This is a genomic window from Microbulbifer sp. SE14 (assembly GCF_059834885.1).
The window spans coordinates 1-3798 of the sequence record NZ_JCBAJA010000064.1 but is presented as its reverse complement, the minus strand read 5'-3'; the positions used below and the strand labels follow the sequence as shown (position 1 = coordinate 3798).

3 protein-coding genes are annotated in these 3798 nt (G+C 50.2%); all 3 read left to right on the top strand.

Annotated elements, in window-relative coordinates; all coding sequences use genetic code 11:
• Window positions 1-459: 459 nt before the first annotated feature.
• Window positions 460-1287 (top strand): hypothetical protein, encoded by an 828-nt coding sequence (locus AC6R19_RS22625; protein ID WP_500582132.1) that lies wholly within the window; start codon window positions 460-462, stop codon window positions 1285-1287.
• Between the two features lie 115 nt (window positions 1288-1402).
• The gene (locus tag AC6R19_RS22620; protein WP_500582131.1) at window positions 1403-2899 is read left to right on the top strand and encodes a P-loop ATPase, Sll1717 family; all 1497 of its coding nucleotides are present in this window, start codon (window positions 1403-1405) and stop codon (window positions 2897-2899) included.
• Window positions 2900-3392: 493 nt separating this feature from the next.
• A complete protein-coding gene (locus AC6R19_RS22615) occupies window positions 3393-3653 on the top strand; it encodes a hypothetical protein (protein WP_500582130.1) in 261 nt (86 codons plus the stop codon).
• The last annotated feature ends 145 nt before the right edge of the window (window positions 3654-3798 follow it).

Sequence of the window (3798 nt, the reverse complement as noted above, 5' to 3'; positions counted from 1 at the left end):
TTAACCAGGCAATGCAGCCGACGGCCAACTTTGTGCACCTTTTGCGCGGTCGCTGCGCTCCCATTATTGCGCAAAATGCGCACAAAGTTAGCCGCGGCTGATTGCGGCGTTAGCTGTTTGGAGACTTCGGCAATGAGTGAGCCGGTAAAGTGGAATGAACAGGGCTGCGCGCAGTGCAGGGGAGCTTGGGAGTCGGGAGATCGCTCAGCACTGTCTTTCGTGGGCGTCAGCTTTACATTACATACTCGTTTGTACCACTGCCCGGTTTGTAAATCATATTGGGAAGAGCTGGAGCGGTATGCCCATGTAATCCCACACAAGGAGGCTGAGGTATTGCAGCGAGATGCTTCCTTTGAGCGCCATGCATAGTCAGCTAACAATCGCAGGCACTGGGACAAAATTTCCGCTGCGCTACAATTTTGCCCGTGCTGCGGGCGTTAGGGCCACACGGAGCACAATATGACAGATGAAACTGACTCCGCAGATGAAGTCCCAAAAGGAAAAAGAGTCGCGAAATATTCACGTGGGGCGCTTCAGGCGATCGGTGGCGCTGTTCCTTTTGCCGGTGGTGTGTTCTCAGCTATTGCAGGTGCATGGTCCGAAGCGGAGCAGGATAGGGTAAATCGATTTTTTGAGCACTGGGTGCGAATGCTTCAGGATGAGCTGAAGGAAAAGGAAGAGACCATTATCGAGATTATGGCTCGCCTTGAGCTTCAGGATGAGTCAATCGCGGAACGAGTTGAAAGTAAGGAATACCAATCGTTAGTAAAGAAGACATTCCGTGAATGGGCTGGTGCTGAAAGCGAAGAAAAACGCGTCTATATCCGTAACATTCTGTCGAACGCGGCGGCCACTACAGTTTCCAGTGATGATGTAGTGCGTATGTATATTGATTGGATCGGCCAGTATTCGGAATTGCACTTCCAAGTTATTGGGGCAATCTATAACAGCGGTGGCATAACCCGCGGTGAAATCTGGAGAAAAATTGGTAAGGGGCCTGTACGCGAAGATTCAGCTGATGCTGATTTGTACAAGCTGCTATTTCGTGATTTAAGCACGGGTAGCATTATCCGTCAGCACCGAGAGGTAGACCGGTTCGGTAACTTTGTGCCAAAGCCTGCACAACGAAGACCCAAGGGGAGTGGTCCAAAACCGCCAGTTTCGGCATTTGACAAGAACGAAGGTTATGAACTCACCGGGCTAGGTCAACAGTTTGTTCATTATGCAATGAGCGAACTACCGCCTAAAATCGAATTCCAGGCCGAGGCCGAGAGTGACGAGCCCTAACCAAGCCAGGCACTGCGACGGCTTTTCCGTTACGGCTTCGCCTACACTACAAAGCCGCGCGTGCTGGCGGCGTTGGGCCGCAAGTCTATGTGTTGTGCAAATTATGAGGAAGTAAATGAGAGCTGAACACGTTACGTCATTGACGACTGCACAAGTAGAAACCATTCGCGGGCACTGGAAAGGCGATTCATCTTTTATCGGATATCCAGATGCGGAGCGAGACACAACCCAAGATAAGTGGTTCGACAGCCTTCTTGTACAGCCGGATTGGTTTTCGAATGCCACATCCCCAACCGTAACTGTTGCAGTGGCTCGAAAAGGGGCCGGAAAATCAGCGGTCCGATTAACAAGTATTGAACGGCGTAAGCAAGACCCGGGAACGATAATAGTTGAAGCTTCAGCAGACGAGCTTGCCTCCCTGCACGCGGAGCGCTTGTCAATAGCAGCAGAGCGAGGATTCGGAGCGGTTGCCGATTGGATGCAGATTTATGCGGATCTTATCTGTCGAAGGCTAGCTCATGAGATGAGTGGTCGTCTCCTCACCAACGACGACGACATAGCCATACGTGCTTGGGCGAAGACAAAGGGAATAACGGAGCGAGATTTTGGCGAACGCTTAGTCGATGTGCTGAAGACGCTCGTACCTTGGGCTAGGGCCGTCGCTCAAGAAAACACAGAACAAGAGAAGGGAAGTGCCGAAAGAATCGATCGTGTTGCACAAGCGACGCGCTTTGCATTGTTTGTCGATGATTTTGATAATCTCCAAGAGGAGGGTGGCGCGACCAATATTCGTTTAATTCGTGACGCTATCGAGGCAGCAGACAGGATTACACATCATAATAAGAATGCTGAAGTACATCTATTCATGCGACAAGATTTGTGGCTCAACATTAATCCCGGTTGGCACTACTCAGACAAGGTAAGTGGCGTTGTGCATCTTAATTGGGATGTTGGCGACTTGAAGAAGTGGACGGCACAAAGGCTTCGGCGTGCCATTGGATTGGCTTTGGGTTGCGAGTCGACGACGATTCGCGTGCCGTTTGACGAAATGTGGGCGGTGTTCTTCGAACCGGAAGTGACGCTAAAAAATAAATCCAAAAGTGAGTCATTCAGCTACTTTGTCCGAAGATCAATGTATACACCGCGTAGCTTGCGAGCCATGATTAAGTTCTCTCTCGATTGTGCCGCCCGGCTTCCCGTTACCGATCTAGAAATACAGGATGCAGAGTGGAGCTACTCGACTGATCAGCTTGAATTTTTGAAAACGGAGTTTGGCGGTCTTTGTGTAGGCTTGGACATTTGCCTGCAATCTTTTACGGGTAAGCCCCTTGAGTGGATTGCGTCAGATTTATACAAACATCTTCGAGGTCTAATAGGAAATGGACAGGTGAAGCTTCATAAGGGCGTTTCATCCGGCGACCCCGAGATTGCATTAGCGCGATTTTTGTATCGTATTGGTTTTTTGGAGGTGCGTTATCCGCAGGATGATAGATACGAAGTATGTGATGTTATGCGACACCCTGATCATTGGAAGAGCGTAAGGACCGATGACGCTGTGAAATGGGCAGTTCGAAGTGCCTTCTTCAATGGCCTAAAATCACACCGTGCGTGATTCTGTTGCAGCCCAACAAAGCCAGGCACAGCGACGTCTTTTTCGTTGCGGCTTCGCCTTCACTACAAAGCCACGCGTGCTGGCGGCGTTATGGTGGCTTGGCAAAAATTTAAAAAATTAGTGCCTGAAGAAATTTCCGTGCTGTTTGTGAAGCTCAATTTTGATGGCACAGTGCGTGGTTGCGGTTCAGCAGTTTTGTTCCTGGTGCCTTCGTTCTAGGGCGAGCGCCACGGCAAGTTCAAGCCAGCATTGTGGGTAAGCAGTAAGAAAATTCAGTGGTGCGGAAATTTTGGTATTCTTCCGCATCTTAAATAGGCGGTGGCCCTTCGCTGCGCTACGGGCAGAGTGCCTGTAGTGAGTTCAGAGCGGCGCCAGCCATAACCAGGCCAGGCAGTACGCTCCGGCGCTGCGCGCCTCCGCCGGACGGCCTACACAACGCGCTTCGCGCTAAAAACGTTACGGCCGCCGCTGCTGGCGGCGTTAAATTTCAATCATGATTATATTTTCAGTAACAAGAAAAGGGTTTAAGGAGCTTGAGCCCATAATAAAATCGGGAAAGTATCCGGTATGGATAGGGGGCAACGTTCTTTCAGAGGAGGAAGTAGAGGCAGTTAGAGCCGAAAATGTTTCTCTCACAAATTTTTCTTATCAAATCGACCCAACTGATAAAGAGGCTTTGGAGGAGGCGCTTTGCACAATAGCTGAGCACCACCCAAAAGAGAGAGTTTGGTGTGAGTGCCAACCCAAAATTTAACCAGGCCAGGCAGTACGCTCCGGCGCTGCGCGCCTTGTAGTGGCATAGTGAATCTGGTCACCTGGTTTTGAGTGTATGATCACTCACAGAGAAAGTCAGGTGGATATGATGACGAAGAAGAGAAATTTCAGCCCGGAATTCCGTC